Here is a 17,366-nt window from a genome sequence, read left to right as displayed (position 1 = left end):
CGAATAAAACGTACGTTTACTCAAGATGAGCGAACACTTGTTTTTGATTTATGGAAGCAAGGTGCTGGGTTTAGTGATATTGGTCGTATTATTGAGGCAAAGCCGGGATCGGTATTCACAATTTTACGTGAAGATGGTGGCATTAAACCTAGACCAAGGCATCGTAATGTTTCCCACCTAACACTTTCAGAACGCGAAGAAATCCGCGTTTCATTGTCTGCAAAGATGAGCATTAGAGCGATAGCTAAACAACTAGGCCGCTCTCCCTCGACCATATCACGTGAAATCGCCAGAAATAGAGGGCGTAGACATTACAAAGCAGTTGATGCTGATAACCGTGCGAAACGAATGGCCAAGCGGCCAAAGCCTGGTGTTTTAGAACAATCCCCAGAGCTGAAAAAGTTGGTTATAGAAAAGCTGGAGTTGAAATGGTCGCCAGAGCAAATATCTGGTTGGCTACGTGTCGAGTATTCTCGGCATAAGAAAATGCAGATATCACACGAAACCATTTATAAGTCATTGTATGTTAGGGCGAGGAATATCATTCATCACTCGTTGACTGAGCATTTACGAAGAAAGCGGCCTATGCGGCACAGTCGGTTTCATAGTCGTAAAGGTGATAGAGGCTCTATTAATATAGTCAACGGCATTTCAATTCACGAACGCTCAAAACATATTGATAATCGACGTTCCCTTGGCCACTGGGAAGGCGACTTAGTAACAGGCTCTAAAAACACCCATATTGCCACATTGGTAGACCGGAAATCGCGTTTCACAATCATCTTGAAGTTAGCAGGAAAAGACGCAGATTCAGTGAATACGGCATTGTTAGCGGTGTTTAAAAAAATGCCCTCTAAATACCGCCAATCGCTTACTTGGGATAGAGGTATGGAACTGGCTAAACATAGCGTTTTAACAGCGGAATTTGGCATGCCCGTTTACTTCTGCGATCCACAATGTCCATGGCAACGAGGTACGAATGAAAACACTAATAGCCTTATTCGACAATACTTCCCTAAAAAGACGGATCTATCACTGCACTCTCAAGACCGACTCAGTGAAGTCGCAACTCAACTAAATGAACGACCAAGAAAAACATTGAAATTTAAAACACCGTCACACATGATTGAAAGGAGTGTTGCGGTGTTCACTTGAACTTACAACTTCTAACATAATAGACTCCGGAAAAATCAGCCTAGGGCCGGATAAGCAGAGCGAGTGCTCAGCCAAAGCCTCATTTTACGTAATCACGCGACACTATAGCCAGGTTTCTGGTAGTTTTTATGATTCGGTTTGTCGAAAAGCACGGCGCCTGAATGGTCAGGTGGATGAAAAGTGGTAACTGGTGGCTATCTGGGTAAGGGTTGTCATTAGCTCATCGAGTTCACCTGCCTTGGCGCGAGTAAGTTCACTTTGTTGCAGCAATTCGTTGGATTGCTGGCTAATCCCCTTAACCTGACTCTGAATGGTTTGTGTGGCAACCACCACCTGTCGTGTGGAAGCGGCCAGTTGTTGATTATCGTCACTTAGCGATAATACACTTTGCTGGCTTTGTTTAAGGGCGTTTTGTGTATGGTTAGCTTGCTCAAATGCCACTGAGGTCAGCGCGAGGTTGGCTTTCATACCTTGCACAGTGGTGGTAATGGAATCCACTATTTGTGCCAGTATGGTGTTGATCTGATGTGTCGATTGTTGAGTGCACGAGGCCAGGGTACGAACTTCGTCTGCCACCACCGCAAAGCCTCTGCCGTGTTGGCCTGCGCGGGCCGCTTCAATAGCTGCATTGAGCGCAAGGAGGTTAGTTTGTTCGGCAATTTCAGCAATTACCCCGACTACCGAACCCACCTGATCCCCGGCGTTTTGTAACGACGAGAGCTGCCGTGCAGACTCATTGATTTCACGCTGTAGCGTGGCTATCTGCGCCGCACTGACTGCCACTTCCTGCTTGCCCTGGCTCACCAGATCCGCGGTAGATGCTGCTGACTCGGACACGCTTTTTGAGTCTTCAGAGGCGCCGGCGATTTGCACTCCTACCTCTGCGATAGCATTGTCCAATTGAACCGCCAGACCGGATAAATGATGGGCTTGTTTATCAGAAGAAGCGGCTGATTCAATAAAGGTTATGCTCGCGCTGCGCAGCTGGCTGGTCATAGCGTTTAAGGCCGTGTAATCCTCAGTTAAGGCCTTAATAAGTTTTTTCAGCGCATTGACTACCTGTCCGAGCTCATCATTACTGGCATTGGGTAAAACCACTTCCAGGTTCTTATGGTGACTCAGGCTGGTGAGTGCAGCTGTGATACTAAGTAATGGCGTGACCAGTTTTTGATACAGATAGCGATAAGAGAGCAATGCCACTACCACAACCAGTATCACAGAGGCGTAATTAATCCAGCGCATCAGCCCGAGGGTGACACTGACTTCTTCGGTGGCCTGAAACACCTGCTGAGCTGACTGTTGGCTTATCTGGCTTAGCACTTCACGGCTGGCGTTTTTGGCGTTTTCAATCAGCGTCAGAGCGTGCCTTGCCGCATCCCAGTCAGTATCCGCTGCGCTCAGAATAGCCTCCAAATGGTCCATGGCAGTGAATAGATCATACAGTGATGTTTTCAGAGCTTCAGTGTTAAACAGGTGACGCTCACCTAACTGAGAGAGCTTGTCCTGCAGTTGCGATTTTAGCTGCTCAGAACGCTCTGCATAGGTATCACTGTCAATAGTGTAACCATACAGGGCGAAGCTAAGGTTATGCAACTGAGCCAGCTCATCCTGGGTTTGTTGAAGCAATGTGAAAGCGGGCAGGGTATGCGATGTGAAGTGGCGGTTTTGTTTACTGATTTGATTGAGGCTTAACTGAAACATTATGCCAGTCAGCACCATGGCTATAATAAGCACCAGGTAGCCCACCATCACTTTGCGGCCAATTGATTTCAACATGTTAGCTCTCTCAATATCCGATATACCGCAACAGACCCGATAAAGAGAGAGTTTATTTCATCTGAATTTGTATATTGATGAGATAACATTGGCTCATGGGTGATCTCGGTACCAATCAGGGGATTGATTAAAACCGAATAGATAAACGTTTGTGTTACCGTCGACTATAATCGCTGACAATTAATCAAACATCGCCTGAATATCGCAACTGGGCTTTTTGCCCAGATGATCGGCGTTTTTTGCCAGCCATTTTTCTGTGGTTTCTTCACCGGCATCACGTAAACACTCGAGAAATTTTTTGCGATTGTCGTATTTGGTGGCGCTATCCAATGAGGAGAGCAGTTCACCGTTGGTGAGCAGATGAGTTCGCAACTGCTTTATTTGTCGCTCAACCTTGCCCAATAAAAAACGTTTACCGTTAACCAGACGTTTTACACTGGCAATGGCGTGCATTTCACGCATAAAGTTGCTGTGAAAACCAATTTCGGTAATACGATCACTGATATCATCCGAGCTTTTAGGGACTTCCTCCCGCTCTAGGGGCTGTAACAGCACAATCAGTACATCTTTACCTGCACATTCGTTCATAAGCGGGAATATCGCCGGGTTACCTGCATAACCGCCGTCCCAGTAATGTTTGCCGTCAATCTCAATGGCTTTATACACGTTAGGTAAACAAGCTGAAGCCAGCAGATGGTCGGTGGTGAGCTCCGGTGTGTTAAACAGGGCCAGCTTACCTGTGCTGACTTCCGTGGCGGCAATATACAAGGGCAGGGGGTTAGCCTGCTGTAAGGCTTTAAAATCAACCTGCTGATCGACAATGTCACGTAACGGATTGATATCCAGCAAATTGATATCGTACGGGGAAAGAAACTGAAACGCACTCAGCCACCATTTGGTAACCGAGTTTTTGAGTTCGCCAGGGAGTTCAAAGCCAACATTTTGCTCAGCGACGGTATACCAGAAGTCAGCCAGTTGTTGTTTAGCGCCCTCGCGACCCTCTTTTCGCCAGCCCTCAGCGACCATAACAGCATTCATGGCGCCGGCGCTGGCACCGCTAATACCGGTAATAGTGAGCCATGATTCTTCGAGCAGGCGGTTAAGTACGCCCCAGGTAAAAGCACCGTGAGCGCCACCGCCCTGTAGTGCTAAAGATAATTTTACGGATTTCATTAGTAGCATCCCTGAAAAGTGCTGCGGTGCAGCATGGAAAGCTATTGTTACGCAAAATTAGTCTGAATAGTTTAAAAAGTAGACAATATAAATTGCCGCCGGAGTGGATCCGGCGCCATTTATGTAAGCAAATTTTAATAGGGTTGGTGGCAGACGCCTACTGACCGCCGGTAGAACCGGAAGGTGAGGCCGGCACGCTTGCCGAAGGTGAACTCACTACTTTGGTGGCCAGTTCACGAATTTCAGATTCCAGCGACGCTATTCGGCTCGACAGGGCATTGTTGCGCTGCTCAAGTAAAGCCAGTTTGTCGCTCAGGCTTTTAATTTCCTGTTGGCGGGAACTGCTATTGACATTAACCTGTTCCATCTGCACGTTGATGGCGAGCATTTCGTCCGAAACGGTTTCCAGGCTGCTATTTAAGGTAGCTAACTGCGTTTTCTGGCTATCCAGATTACGTGAAACCTGCGATACAGACTCCTGCAGATCCTTTTTATCACCGGCGACTTTATCGGTCAGGTCGGCAATCTCTTTCTGATTACGGCGCCAGGCTGAAGCCCAAAGCTTGTCCATTTGTTCCCATAACTCAGCAGTTTTGTTGGTCAGCTCGGTAACCTTTACCTGCAAAGCTACGGTTGATTCACCAATCTCCTCACCGGTGGCAGACAGTTTATTTTCCAACTGCTGGATACGTTGCTCTGCATTTTGCAGCGTGGCATTTTGCTTTTGCGTAACCGTAAATAAGTAGCCTGCTGCACCACAACCTACAATGGCTACCAACAGGGCAACAACGCCCCAGCCTGAGCCGCCTTTGGCTTTTTCTGGTTCTCCGGAAGCGGCTGTCTGTGAAGTAGTCACCGAACGGTGAACCGGTGCCGTTTTGGTTTGATATCCGCGACGGTCTTCTTCGTCGAGTCTGATTGTGGGAAAGTCATCGTTGCGCGAGTTATTAGCCATATTCCCTCTTAATGACAACTGTGGCGATATAATTATTCATGAAAACGGGCGCTGGGCCCTTATCCTCTGATGTTATCGCTAATTTCTGTGCAATACCAATGTTAGCCGGTACTTTTTGGCAGATTACCAGTCGATTGGTGAATAGTTGGGTGTTTTATCCCCAATTTCACCCGCCTGATGCATCCGGATAAGGTCCGACTGCAATGCCATGCGGTATTGCTTTACGGCACGCCACTGTGCGTTAAGGCCTGGCGCTGGCTGGCCGTTATCTTCTTTGGCCAGTAATTTTCCAAGTTGCTGGTAATCTTCATAAAGCCTGCTGGCTTGCTGTGTTTCAAAAGCCTCAAGCTCAGGCACCATCGGGGCCGGTTGCCACTGGGTTTGCCAGTACAGTTGTTGTGCTTGCAAATAGTCCTGCAAAGCCGCGGCTGACTCATTGTGGGCACTTTGCCAGGCCGGCAAGGTCGCACGGTTGATCACCTGCCGGGTTTGCGGATCAATCAACAGCAAAGTAGGCGTTGCGAAATAGGCGGGATAGCCAAACTGACTCAGTAACGAATGTTTGTTTTCTAAATAGCCCACATCCACGGGGAGCAAAGCAATGTTTTCGGTTACACCTGCCAGCGCAGGGTCATTAAAATAATCAGCAAGCGCCCGTGAGTCATGGCACCACTGGGCACCCAGCACCAGCGCAACCAGTTGTTGATTCTCGCCGGCCTGAGCGATGGTATGTTCTACCACCGCGGCCTCATCTTCATGGCGCACATAAAAACCACTGGTATCGCTGCCGGCCTGCAGAGGCCAGGCAACAACCAGCATTAATACCGCGGTGAATTCACGCAACATAATTAGTCTTCACCACCCAGCCATTCCACCCGGTAAAGGTCGCGACGACGGTCGAGGTAGTTACGCACCGAACCTTCATTTTGCAGGGTAGTTAATTTATCCAGGTCCAAATCCACAATCAGCGTCATTTCGGTATTAGGCGTGGTTTCCGAGACGATAGCATCGTGCGGGAAAGCAAAATCAGACGGCGAAAATACTGCGGTTTGGCCGTACTGAATATCCACGTTATCCACCTTCGGCAGGTTGCCTACGCTGCCGGCAATGGCTACATAGCATTCGTTCTCAATCGCGCGCGCTTGCGCACAGCGGCGTACCCGCAGATAACCATTTTTGGTATCGGTCCAGAACGGCACAAACAATATTTGCATTTCCTGCTCAGACAGCACCCTGGCGAGCTCGGGGAATTCTACGTCATAACAAATTAAAATCCCGATTTTACCGAAATCAGTGTCAAAGCAGCGCAGGTAGTTGCCGCCTTTCATGATCCAGTCTTTTTTCTCGTGTGGCGTGGGATGCAATTTATACTGAGCTTCTATGGTCCCGTCACGTTTGCACAGATAGCTAACGTTATACAGCTCTTCTTCTTCAATCACCGGCATGGAACCGGCAATCACATTAATGTTGTACGAAACCGCCAGTAGTGAGGTAGCAGTAAGAATTTCGTCGGTATATTCGGCCAGATGCCAGATGGCATCAATAGAGGATTCTGACTCTGCCAGGCCCATCAGCGGTGCATTGAAAAATTCTGGGAAGAGAGCCACGTCACAGCCGTAATCCGACAGTGCGTCAACAAAATACTCTACCTGCTGAATAAGCTCTTCGACGTTTTCGAAATAGCGCATCTGCCATTGCACACAACCAATTCTGGCCGAACTCTTCTTACCACCTATCAACTGCGGATTGCCGGGTTCATAATAAATGTTGTGCCATTGCAGCAGTGTGGCATAGCCCTTAGACGCTTTGTCTTCAGGCAGGTAAGCCTGCATGATTTGCTTTACTTCAAAGCCATTGGACAGCTGAAAAGTAAGGATCGGGTCGAAAATGTCTTTCGATTTTACCCGCTCGATATATTCGTAGGGCGACATTTCCGATGCATGCTTGGCATAGTTGGGAATACGCCCGCCGGCCATAATGGATTTTAAGTTGAGGTTACGGCATAACTCTTTACGCGCTTCATATAAACGGCGTCCCAGACGTAAGCCGCGGTATTCCGGAGACACAATCACTTCAACACCGTAGAGCACGTCGCCATTTGGATCGTGAGTCGTAAGGTAGGCATCGCCGGTGATCTCATCATAGGAATGCTTATCACCAAACTGGTCATAATCCACAATCACGGAAATGGCAAAGGCGACTACCTTGCCTTTATCTTCTATACAAATCTGGCCGTCGCGGAAAGTTGTAATTTGTGCCTTATAATTTTTATAGGGCCAGGCACCACCGACATTGCGGTAGACATCGTCCATGAGTTCCTTCACATCCTGGTAGTCATCCAGGGTCAGGTGTCTCAGGTCGAGATGGTGTTCAGTATCTTCAGTATATAATTCGTCGCTCATTCTACTTTCTCAAAAATGACTTGTCTGTGGGCAACATAGCATGCACCGGTGATGCACTCCAAGTTTTCCAGTTATTACAAACCTATACCCGGTTAACAGGGCATTTGATCAGTAATGCTGACGTAACCGGTCAGACTGCAGCAAAAATATCGGATTGTATAAAAAATAACTTGTCTAATTGCCGTTTTCAGTATATTTATCACGCCTGTTTTATTTGGATAACCCCTCTGTTGACAACGTCTTTAGAAAACCATGTCCTTGCCGGGTCTAAGGCCCCCGAGGAGTTGTATGAACGCATTGCTGATGATCTCTATCAGCGTGGCTACAGTATTATTCCTGCTGCGCTGCCTCCCGCACTAACCACCCGGTTAACAGCCTATGCCCAGGAAGCGATTGATTTTGACCCCGCCGGGATTGGCCGGGCAGGGCAGTATCATCAGAATGAATTTGTTCGCACCGATGAAATATGCTGGATCCAGGGGACCGCGGCGGTAACCACGGCGTGGTTAAACTGGATGGATTGTTTAAAAGCGTATCTTAATAAGCGACTGTTCCTGGGCTTGTTCTCATACGAAAGTCACTTTGCCCATTACCCGCCAGGCAGCTTTTATAAACGACATATGGATGCGTTTCAGGGAGAATCAAACCGGGTACTGTCGACGGTTTTTTACCTCAATTCTGACTGGACACAGGACGACGGCGGGGAACTGGTAATTTACCCGCCGGCAACGCCAGATGAAGCAGTATCGGTTACTCCGTTAGCCGGTACTATGGTGATCTTTCTCAGTGAGGAGTTTCCCCATGAAGTACTGCCTGCCAGACGCGATCGATTCTCAATTGCCGGTTGGTTCAGGGTGAATAACTCTACGGCTCAACGGGTCGATCCGCCGCGATAAAGCGCGGATTTTGCCAGGAAGCGGCTAAATAGATACTGATTGGAAAATATCAGTATGGCAGTTTTATGAAATTCGGGATAACATCAGGTAATACATACCCTCTGGTTTAGCGCTTCGTGCAGTGGCAGACGTGGTCAACACGGGACTGCCGCAAGCCGGGCATTGCACAGACAAGGAAAGCAATTTCGTGTTAAGTGGTTGTGACAATGGATAAAATCCCATTACCGAAAGCAATTGAAGAGTTAAAAGTACTGGTTGTAGACAACCAGGCGCTTATTCATGACCTAATCAAGTCGGCCCTGCTGGAGCTGGGCGTTAAGCAGGTGAGCAGTGCGCAAAATGCTTTCCATGCCGTTCGCCTGTGTCAGAAAGACACCTTTGACGTTGTTCTGCTGGCATTTAATGTCAGCAGCGACAAAGACGGTTTCCATCTGTTTGAAGAGCTCAAACATAACAATTATATCGGCGACAAGTCTACCGTAGTGTTCTTAAGTGCTGAAACCAGTATGGAGCTGGTTAACTGCATTATCGAACTGCAACCGGATGACTTCTGGGTAAAACCCCTGGATGCCAGTCGGGTTCAGCAGCGCTTTAACTACCTGGTGAATATCCGCCGAAAGTTACACAAAGTTATGCATTGCATGGATAACGGCGATTACGCGGCGGCGATATATCATGCCGAGCGCAGCCTTAAAGATGAGGGCGTAGCAGAATATCACCCGCGTCTTAAAAGAATGATTGGCGAATGTCTTATCCACCTGCGTGATTATGCTACCGCTGAGCGCTATTTCAGCCGGCTTAAGGAAGAATACGATCATGCCTGGGTGCATATTGGTCTGGCTAAAACGCTTTTCCGCCAGGACAAAGTTGATGAGGCTGAGCTGCTGATCGAAGATTTATTGCAGCGCAATGATACCCGCTTCCTAACCTACGATTTACTGGCTCAGTACTACATCAGTAAAGAGCAGTTTGATGTTGCTTACGAGCAGGTTAAAGCGGCAAGTAAGCTGGCCCCTCGCAATATTGATCGAAACAAAAAATTGTGGGATCTGGCCCGCCTTAACCGCGACAAATACGGCCAGTTGTCGGCTGTACAGAATATGGCAAAATTTGCCAGAAACTCCATTCATGATTCACCTGAGCTTGGCCTTAACGTGGTGCGCACCATGATTGATTTGGCTGCAACTGTTTCGGGCTCCGAGTCGGAAAAACTACTGCGTCAGGTAACCCGCGAGATTGAAGGCTTAACCCGCGGTGACTTTGTGGAGCCTGCGCTGGCTAACAAAATGTGGGTTATAAAAGCTCGCATAGAGTCGCTGAAAAATAATAAACGCGATGCCGAAAAGCTGCTGAAGGAAAATCTGCAAGCCGATGCGACGATGAATCTGGAAGATAATCTGGATTTAATGAAGGCTTACCATGAACTGGGCATGAAAGAAGATTGCCTGGCTATTCTCGACACGCTGCGAGCGCAACTGGCGGGTGATACGCTGGCCAGTCAGGTGGTGGATGAATACCTCAAACGTGAAGAAATTGAACGTCGCGAAATCAAATTCACCACCAAAGAGCTAAAAGAAATGGCAGCGGTAAACTACCGTGAAAATCGCATTATTCCGGCTTACAATAACCTTTGCCAAGCCATGACCTTATCACCTCACGATAAATCGATCGCCCTGAGCTTATTAAAAGTGCTGGTACAGATTAATAAGAATGAACCCTTATCAGACAGCCAGCATGAAGTGGCAGTGAATGCTGCAGATTTACTGGGTAAAACCAGTTTGCCTGCTAATCAACAACAAAAGCGCGATGAGTATCTCAGTGCGCTATCTCTCAATGAAGCGACCGTGCACGCCACGCCCGAATAAACACCGCGCTAAACCCGCCAATCTCAGGCGGGTTTACTTTTTTTGATTAATTCCTATCCAAAAATCTCATTCTGATAGCTTTTATCGAATCAGACTTTCAACAAATCCAATTATAAATTTCCAGCGTCTGTCGCTATTCTTATCCCAAGTCAAACGGAAGCGAGAAAGAAACAATCCGTGACGGCAATCCGTAACGGTTGAATTTTCGTAACCTTAACTGCAGATCAACAGTGTGAATGTGATTAACCGAAGTGGTCATCCTGTTCATACAGTTAATATTGAAAGCGTTAAATAAACCTAACTTTAGGAGAAAGTAAATGGCTTTAATCAACACTCAAATCAAACCATTCAAAGCGAACGCGTTTAAAGATGGTGAACTAATCGAAGTAAGCAGCGAAGACATCGCGGGCAAGTGGGCTGTATTTGTATTCTACCCGGCTGACTTCACTTTCGTATGTCCAACAGAGTTAGGTGACGTTGCTGACAAATACGAAGAGCTGCAATCTCGTGGCGTAGAAGTATTCTCAGTATCAACTGACACTCACTTCACTCACGCAGCATGGCACGAAGCGTCAGAAACTATCGGTAAAATCAAGTTCGCCATGATCGGCGACCCAACAGGCGAAATTACCCGTAACTTCGACTGCATGCGTGAAAACATGGGTCTGGCTGACCGCGCAACATTCGTAGTTGACCCGGACGGTATCATCCAGGCTATGGAAATCACTGCTGAAGGTATCGGCCGTGACGCAGATGACCTGGTACGTAAAGTTAAGGCAGCTCAATACGTAGCGTCTCACCCAGGTGAAGTATGCCCGGCTAAATGGAAAGAAGGTGAAGAAACCTTAGCTCCATCGTTAGACCTGGTAGGTAAAATCTAATTACCGTTTTAACCAACGAGTAATGTCGGTGCGGGCCGCGGCCCGCACATTCCCTCAACCACATTATCTAAGGCAGAATTAAATATGATTACGCAAGATATTAAAAAGGCGCTTAAAGGTTACTTCGCGTCGATGCAGAAAAACATTACATTTGTTCTGCAAACTGGCGAGCACAGCAAGCGAGACGAGCTGAAGCAGTTTCTGTCTGATGTGGCAGGAGTGAGTGACAAGATCCAGTTGGAAGAACGTGATACAAACGGCGTACTACGCAGCTCAATCAGTTTTTTACTGGAAGCTGATGGTGAAGATACCGGTATTCGTTTTTCCGGGATCCCAGGCGGACACGAGTTTAACTCGTTCGTACTGGCACTGCTGCATGCGTCAGGCACCGCACTAAAAATTGATGACAGCGTTGCATCATTAGTGAAAGGTGTAAAAGACGAACTGAAGTTCGAAGTATTTATCAGCCTGAGCTGTCATAACTGTCCGGACGTTGTCCAGGCGTTAAATCAGTTCGCGCTGCTCAACCCGAATATCTCATCAGAAATGATTGACGGCGGCCTCTATCAATCCCTGGTAGAAGAGCGTGATATTCAGGGTGTACCCAGTGTGTACTTAAACGGTGAACTCTTTGCAAACGGTAAAGTAGACGCCGCCACACTGATAGACAAATTACTGGAATTCGACCCAAGCCTGAAAGAGGCCAATAAAGGTCAGTCGTTACCGCTTCAGGATGTTACCGTTATTGGTGGTGGCCCGGCAGGCGTAAGCGCGGCTATATACAGTGCCCGTAAAGGCCTGAAAGTCACTGTGGTAGCCGACCGTTTTGGTGGTCAGGTAAAAGACACTATGGGCATCGAAAACCTGATCTCTGTGCCAAAAACCACTGGTCCTGAACTGGTTGGTAATCTGGCAGAGCATATGAAAGATTACGATATTACCTTAAAAGAGCATGTCCGCGTGGATAACATCGAAAAAGGTAATATTAAAACCCTGACCCTATCGTCGGGTGAACAGATTAAAACCAAGTCTCTGATTGTGGCTACCGGTGCCCGCTGGAGAGAGCTGGGTGTGCCCGGCGAGAAAGAAAACGTTGGTAACGGCGTGGCTTACTGTCCGCACTGTGACGGCCCGTTCTTTAAAGGTAAAGACGTGGCAGTAATCGGTGGCGGTAACTCTGGTATCGAGGCGGCATTGGATTTAGCCGGTATCGTGAAATCGGTCACTGTGTTTGAATTTATGCCAACGTTAAAAGCGGATCAGGTGTTAATTGACCAGGCTGAAAAGCGCGACAATATTACCATTATCAAAAACGCGGCAACCAAACAGATTGTGGCGGAAAACGGTAAAGTCAGCGCGATCGAATATCAGGACAGAGCGACCAACGAAGAGCATTCGTTACCACTGGCCGGCGTGTTCGTACAAATTGGTCTGGTTCCGAACAGTCAGTTTATGAAAGGCGTTGTAGATCTCACTCAGTACGGCGAGATTGTGGTCGACAGTAAGTGCAACACTTCTGAGCCAGGCATTTATGCCGCAGGTGATGTAACTACTGTGCCATACAAGCAGATTGTTATCTCTATGGGTGAGGGCGCTAAAGCTTCACTGGCCGCCTTTGAATATCTGCTGTCTCACCAGACAGAGGAAGAGCTCGAAGAGCAGGCAGCTGTCGCCTAACGGTTATGATCTCATCTATGTCGTAAGCTAAAAAGCGGACTCGTTAGTCCGCTTTTTTTATGTCTGTAACTCTCGTCGGGTGGCTATAAGTAAGCGCTCGGATCAGGATTTGTTATTGATGAGTGTCGCCAGCATTTTCTCAATGCGTTTTACGCTTTCGGTAAGTTCAGTAAGCTCTGATTGTTGCTGCGCAGGCTGTGCTTTATCGGCCCGGCCAGCAATAGGGTAGTTGTCTTTTTGAGTGAGGATCGCCTCGCGGAATCCAGCAGCATCTTCGATGCCAAGCATCGAAACCAGCGCCCCCTGGCCTGATTGTCCTGCCGTTTCAAAACTCAGGCTGTAAAGGCCCATAGCTCGCATCAATGGCCCCTGACTCATGGCTACGTCGGTAATTTTTTCCAGTGGAATCGATTTTTCAACTTTGAAAAACACGCCGCGTTTAACTACCAGTTTTCGTTCTGTAAGCTCAGCGGACATTGCCTTTAACATACGACTACTGATAAATAACATCAGGGGAACAGAAATGAGTAACAGCGGGATACCAATAATGGTGAGCCCGGAGACAATCAACAGGTTTATAAGCCAATAAGCTTTTACTTTGGGGCTAAAGCTAGCACTACGTAATACGGTTTCCGCCATGATGATTCCTTATCTGCGTTGCCTTTTATGGTCATCATAGCGCAATAATTGTTTGAGCAGACAATGTTACAGGTAAAATGAAGGTATTCAATTGTAAGAGTCTGTAACTCTCATTATGGCGAAACAGGTAATCAAACGCTACACAACGTTAGCGCATGATGTCATGCACCCAGTCAATCCAGCGGTGTAACCACAGCGGAATATTATGCCTGGGTTCTAGAGTCGTCAGGCGATAGCCACGCTTGGGAATGACCTCAATTTGCCAGGGTGGTGGTTCCGGAAGTGATTTAAGCTCTTTTCGCAGTCGACAGACAAGGTGGTTTATGCGGTCTTCACTGACTACCTTATGACCCCAGATTGACTGGCGCATGTCGGTACGGGTAACAATCTCGCCTTCATTTTCCATTAGCAAATCTAACAGGTCACCACACTGTGGTGAAAGTACCCGTTGCTCACCCTTTGAGTCGGTAATGGTTCTTGACGGTTTGTCGTATGTCATGGGAGCAAATCTTTACAAAGCTAACCCGTTATCTGCTACTAAAGTTTAGCAGAACAAATGAAAAACAAATGACGGCGATGACAAAGAAATGACATTTCCAGGCTAAGCGAATGAAAAATGGCAGATTAAATTTGTCATCCAGGTGTCATGGTTTTGTCAGCGACGAAAACCTCGATACCGGCCTACACTCCTAGGGTCTGAGCAGTTGTATCGCCAGCGAAATACCCATTCAAACAAAATCAGGTGTAGGAAAGATGATGAACATGAGTAAAGTTTTACCTGTTAGCCTGACGGTGTTATCGCTATCAGCAGTATGTGGCACCGCCATGGCCGAAGGATATCCCAAAGAGCTTGAGAAAGACCTTATTTCAGTGTGCAGAAATGCGGCTGAGGATGATCGTTCCGGCTTGCGGCAGGCCGTACGAGAACTGACACCCTCAAGCAGAATAAATACGTCGACTTATAAAGTATTGGCTAACGGTCTGGTTTGTAATGGTATGCAACTCGCTGCCTTTGCCCGTTACTATGGTGCCAGCGACACCTATACACTGCTGAAAAAGTACACGTACCCTAATGCGATTATCGAAATTAAGGACGTTACCGCCAGTCGTGATGTACCCGTTGAGATAAGCGTAAGTATGACAACCGGTAAGTAGCCGGTGCTAACAAAAAGCGAAGGGATGGCTACGTCTCTTCGTTTTTTAGTACTTTCGAATCAGAAAATACCAGGCTGGTAACGGGGGAGAATGCTTATTCACCAATAAAAAACCGGAGCAAGAATTACTCCGGCGAACGGTTGGGTGTTACTTTTATTAGAATTAATTAACAGCTTCTGCTTCTTTGATAAACGTAAACAGAGCGTCTTTTAGCTGCACGCGCTCGGCTTTCTTCTCGTTTAAAACATCGTCCGACGTCGGCTCTGCGCCTTCTTCCATTTTGTGAATAAGGCTGTCGAGTTCGTTGTATTGTTCAAATAATCTGGCGAAATGGCGGTCATTCATTTTTAAATGACGAATAGTGTGCTGATGATCAGGGAATTCATGGACGAGATCATGTTTTTCAATAGTCATAGTAGCTCTTATCTGGTTGTTAACAGTGGCCTTTCCACTAACTTAAGTCTACTTTGACAGCTTCGATATTACCTTGATTCAGGTCATGGTTTCGGTGGGGAGTATCAATAAAAAAGGCGGGGGAAACCCCGCCCGTTTTATCAGTGATTTTGCTGGTCGTTGCGTTTGGCTTTAAACGGTCGCTTTTTACCGCGCGGATTCTGACTCGCCGCATTTTTAAAGCCGGTATGTTTGGTCATCGCGCGTTCGCCCCGGCGGGCCTTGCTGGCCTTCTGACGTTTTTCGCTGGCTGACTCAGGTGGTACCAGATGTTGCGGGCCACGGCCGATAAGATCTTCACGGCCCATTTTGACCAGCGCTTTGCGAATTTGCGCAAAGTTTTTCGGGTCGTGATAACGCAGCATGGCTTTGTGTAAGCGACGGTGAATTTCACCTTTCGCCGACGGCACGGATTCGCTGTCTTTTTTCACTTTACGCAGCGAGTTAACCTCGGTGTGATACAGCGTAGTGGCCGTTGCCATGGGCGAGGGATAGAAATTTTGTACCTGATCGAGCTTAAAGCGGTTTTCTTTCAGCCAGATAGCCAGCGCCAGCATGTCTTCATCGGTGGTGCCGGGGTGCGAGGCAATAAAGTAAGGGATCAGGTACTGTTCTTTACCCGCTTCCTTCGAATACTTATCGAATAACTCCTTAAAGCGATAATAAGTACCCATGCCCGGCTTCATCATCTTGCTTAACGGGCCATCTTCGGTATGCTCAGGCGCAATTTTCAGGTAACCACCTACGTGGTGCTTGGCCAGCTCCTTAACGTAGTTGGGATCTTCAATGGCCAAGTCATAACGCACGCCCGAAGCAATCAGGATTTTCTTGATGCCGGGTAAATCACGGGCCCGACGATACAAATCAATCGTTGGTTTATGGTCGGTATCCATGTGAGCACAGATAGACGGGTACACACAGGATGGACGACGACAGGTTGCTTCGGCTTTAGCGCTTTTACAGCGCAGGCGATACATGTTGGCCGTAGGGCCACCCAGATCTGAAATAACGCCGGTGAAGCCGGGTACCGTATCGCGGATCTGTTCAATTTCACGAATAATCGAGTCTTCTGAGCGGCTCTGAATAATTCGCCCTTCGTGTTCGGTGATGGAACAGAACGTACAACCGCCAAAGCAGCCACGCATAATATTGACCGAAAAGCGGATCATATCGTACGCCGGGATCTTTGCTTTGCCGTAGGCCGGATGGGGCACACGTTGATAAGGTAAATCAAACACCGCGTCCATTTCTTCGGTTTCCAGCGGCATTGCCGGCGGGTTGATCCAAATGTGCCGATCGCCGTGGCGTTGCAATAACGCCCGGGCACAACCCGGATTGGTTTCCTGATGCAGAATGCGGTTAGCATGGGCATACAGGGTTTTGTTATCGCGCACTACTTCAAAGGCCGGTAATTTTACATATACCTGTTCCCAGGGTTTACGGCGCTCGGCCGGTTGCACCACAATTGGTTGAGCTTTCGCTTCGGTAACCGGCTGGCTGTCTTTATTTTCGTTGCCTTTATTTTCGTTCTGGCCCTCACAATCCGGCTCCATGATATAGGGGCTGGGAATAGGGTCGATTTTGCCGGGACGGTCGAGTGACGTTGAGTCAACGCCCTGCCATTCGGGCAAGGGTTGTTTAACAATAATTGCGGTGCCGCGTACATCGGTAATATCACCAATGGCTTCACCAGCGGCCAGACGGTGAGTCACTTCCACCAGTGGACGCTCAGCGTTACCGAACATTAATAAATCGGCTTTGGCATCAAACAGCACTGAGCGACGCACTTTTTCCGACCAGTAGTCATAGTGGGCAATACGGCGCAGGCTGGCTTCAATACCACCAATAATAATCGGTACGTCTTTAAACGCCTCGCGGCAACGCTGGGAATAAACGGTGACTGCCCGGTCGGGGCGCTTGCCGCCTTCGTTGTTGGGCGTATAAGCATCGTCGTGGCGCAGCTTTTTATCCGCGGTATAGCGGTTAATCATGGAATCCATGTTGCCGGCAGTTACACCAAAATACAGATTGGGCTTGCCCAGCTTCATAAAGTCGTTTTTATTCTGCCAGTCAGGCTGGGCAATAATGCCCACACGATAACCGTGCGCTTCCAGCAAGCGGCCGATGATCGCCATACCAAAACTCGGGTGGTCCACATACGCGTCGCCTGTGACCAGAATAATATCGCAGCTATCCCAGCCCAGTTCGTCCATTTCGGCCCGCGACATGGGTAAAAAAGGCGCGCTACCGTAGCAGTGTGCCCAGTATTTAGGATAAGAAAACAGGCCGCGATCGGCTTTTATGGTTGCTTGCATGGAATTCTTCAGAGGGTTGTGAAA

15 protein-coding genes are annotated in these 17,366 nt (G+C 48.0%); 6 read left to right on the top strand and 9 right to left on the bottom strand.

Features of this window, described 5'->3' with window-relative positions:
* Nucleotides 1–3 precede the first annotated feature (3 nt).
* Nucleotides 4–1,155: an IS30 family transposase gene (locus D9T21_RS14330; protein WP_123325658.1), complete on the top strand. Its 1,152-nt coding sequence runs from the start codon at nucleotides 4–6 to the stop codon at nucleotides 1,153–1,155.
* A 165-nt stretch (nucleotides 1,156–1,320) separates the two neighbouring features.
* Here D9T21_RS14330 and D9T21_RS14325 read toward each other — a convergent pair whose 3' ends face one another.
* The 5 genes from D9T21_RS14325 to D9T21_RS14305 all read right to left on the bottom strand — a co-directional run bounded on the left by D9T21_RS14325 (nucleotide 1,321) and on the right by D9T21_RS14305 (nucleotide 7,461).
* Entirely contained in the window at nucleotides 1,321–2,931 is a 1,611-nt protein-coding gene (locus D9T21_RS14325; RefSeq protein ID WP_123325640.1) for a methyl-accepting chemotaxis protein, read from the bottom strand.
* Between the two features lie 180 nt (nucleotides 2,932–3,111).
* Nucleotides 3,112–4,104, bottom strand: coding sequence for a patatin-like phospholipase family protein (locus D9T21_RS14320; RefSeq protein ID WP_123325639.1), 993 nt, complete (start codon nucleotides 4,102–4,104; stop codon nucleotides 3,112–3,114).
* Between the two features lie 157 nt (nucleotides 4,105–4,261).
* Nucleotides 4,262–5,059 carry a hypothetical protein gene (locus D9T21_RS14315; protein ID WP_123325638.1) on the bottom strand — a complete coding sequence of 266 codons (798 nt, stop codon included), beginning with the start codon at nucleotides 5,057–5,059 and terminating at the stop codon, nucleotides 4,262–4,264.
* 123 nt (nucleotides 5,060–5,182) lie between these two features.
* Complete coding sequence (locus D9T21_RS14310) at nucleotides 5,183–5,905, bottom strand: thioredoxin domain-containing protein (protein WP_123325637.1); 723 nt, start codon at nucleotides 5,903–5,905, stop codon at nucleotides 5,183–5,185.
* A gap of 2 nt (nucleotides 5,906–5,907) precedes the next feature.
* Nucleotides 5,908–7,461, bottom strand: coding sequence for a bifunctional GNAT family N-acetyltransferase/carbon-nitrogen hydrolase family protein (locus tag D9T21_RS14305; RefSeq protein WP_123325636.1), 1,554 nt, complete (start codon nucleotides 7,459–7,461; stop codon nucleotides 5,908–5,910).
* Nucleotides 7,462–7,691: 230 nt separating this feature from the next.
* Between D9T21_RS14305 and D9T21_RS14300 the strand changes: the two genes are divergently transcribed.
* From D9T21_RS14300 to ahpF, 4 genes are all read left to right on the top strand, one after another.
* Nucleotides 7,692–8,357: a 2OG-Fe(II) oxygenase gene (locus D9T21_RS14300; protein ID WP_123325657.1), complete on the top strand. Its 666-nt coding sequence runs from the start codon at nucleotides 7,692–7,694 to the stop codon at nucleotides 8,355–8,357.
* Between the two features lie 206 nt (nucleotides 8,358–8,563).
* The gene (locus D9T21_RS14295; RefSeq protein ID WP_123325635.1) at nucleotides 8,564–10,222 is read left to right on the top strand and encodes a response regulator; all 1,659 of its coding nucleotides are present in this window, start codon (nucleotides 8,564–8,566) and stop codon (nucleotides 10,220–10,222) included.
* Nucleotides 10,223–10,539: 317 nt separating this feature from the next.
* Complete coding sequence (gene ahpC, locus D9T21_RS14290; RefSeq protein WP_123325634.1) at nucleotides 10,540–11,103, top strand: alkyl hydroperoxide reductase subunit C; 564 nt, start codon at nucleotides 10,540–10,542, stop codon at nucleotides 11,101–11,103.
* An 84-nt stretch (nucleotides 11,104–11,187) separates the two neighbouring features.
* Nucleotides 11,188–12,780 (top strand): alkyl hydroperoxide reductase subunit F, encoded by a 1,593-nt coding sequence (ahpF, locus tag D9T21_RS14285; RefSeq protein WP_123325633.1) that lies wholly within the window; start codon nucleotides 11,188–11,190, stop codon nucleotides 12,778–12,780.
* A gap of 102 nt (nucleotides 12,781–12,882) precedes the next feature.
* On the opposite strand, the gene D9T21_RS14280 is transcribed toward ahpF, so the two are convergent.
* Nucleotides 12,883–13,419 (bottom strand): PH domain-containing protein, encoded by a 537-nt coding sequence (locus D9T21_RS14280; RefSeq protein WP_123325632.1) that lies wholly within the window; start codon nucleotides 13,417–13,419, stop codon nucleotides 12,883–12,885.
* Between the two features lie 148 nt (nucleotides 13,420–13,567).
* Nucleotides 13,568–13,918 (bottom strand): winged helix-turn-helix domain-containing protein, encoded by a 351-nt coding sequence (locus tag D9T21_RS14275; RefSeq protein ID WP_123325631.1) that lies wholly within the window; start codon nucleotides 13,916–13,918, stop codon nucleotides 13,568–13,570.
* Nucleotides 13,919–14,181: 263 nt separating this feature from the next.
* Between D9T21_RS14275 and D9T21_RS14270 the strand changes: the two genes are divergently transcribed.
* A complete protein-coding gene (locus D9T21_RS14270) occupies nucleotides 14,182–14,574 on the top strand; it encodes a DUF3718 domain-containing protein (protein WP_164464698.1) in 393 nt (130 codons plus the stop codon).
* 162 nt (nucleotides 14,575–14,736) lie between these two features.
* Here the strand turns inward: D9T21_RS14270 and D9T21_RS14265 are convergent, their stop codons facing one another.
* Nucleotides 14,737–14,988, bottom strand: a complete 252-nt coding sequence (locus D9T21_RS14265; protein ID WP_123325629.1) for an HP1242/YdcH family protein — start codon at nucleotides 14,986–14,988, stop codon at nucleotides 14,737–14,739.
* Nucleotides 14,989–15,128: 140 nt separating this feature from the next.
* Nucleotides 15,129–17,342 carry a YgiQ family radical SAM protein gene (locus tag D9T21_RS14260; protein WP_123325628.1) on the bottom strand — a complete coding sequence of 738 codons (2,214 nt, stop codon included), beginning with the start codon at nucleotides 17,340–17,342 and terminating at the stop codon, nucleotides 15,129–15,131.
* Nucleotides 17,343–17,366 lie beyond the last annotated feature (24 nt).

The sequence above is a fragment of the Marisediminitalea oceani genome, assembly GCF_003731635.1.
Lineage (GTDB): Bacteria > Pseudomonadota > Gammaproteobacteria > Enterobacterales > Alteromonadaceae > Alteromonas > Alteromonas oceani.
Note: the sequence above shows the minus strand (reverse complement) of the source record. Positions and strands in the feature narration are given on the sequence as shown.